The sequence below is a fragment of the Ochrobactrum sp. SFR4 genome, from assembly GCF_019730395.1.
GTDB lineage: Bacteria > Pseudomonadota > Alphaproteobacteria > Rhizobiales > Rhizobiaceae > Pseudochrobactrum.
Genome location: NZ_JAAPBB010000729.1, coordinates 1 through 276 on the forward strand (window position 1 = coordinate 1; position 276 = coordinate 276).

Genomic DNA, 276 nt, shown 5'->3' on the forward strand with positions numbered 1-276 from the left:
GGTGAAAAAGCGCCGCTCGAAAGGCTCGATAAAATGGATCAGCCGTCTGGCACGCTCGGTCGGATAACCGCAAGCCGCCGGTGTGGGATGCAGCAGGCAGGCAAGCTGCAAGGCTGTCAGGGACGGATCGGCAACGGTGCCGTGAATGCGTGTTGAAAGATGCCAGAGCGCGGCAGTGCTGATCAGGGAAGGGCGCTGTGGCACGTCCAGCACATCGCAAACCGGTTGCAGATGGGCGGCAATATCCTCAATCACCAGCCGGTGTTCATAGAGATC

1 protein-coding gene is annotated in these 276 nt (G+C 59.8%); it reads right to left on the reverse strand.

Going from position 1 to position 276, the window contains the following annotated elements:
• On the reverse strand, nucleotides 1-276 hold a 276-nt coding region (locus tag HBA93_RS20995), incomplete at both ends, for a chorismate-binding protein (RefSeq protein WP_221724558.1).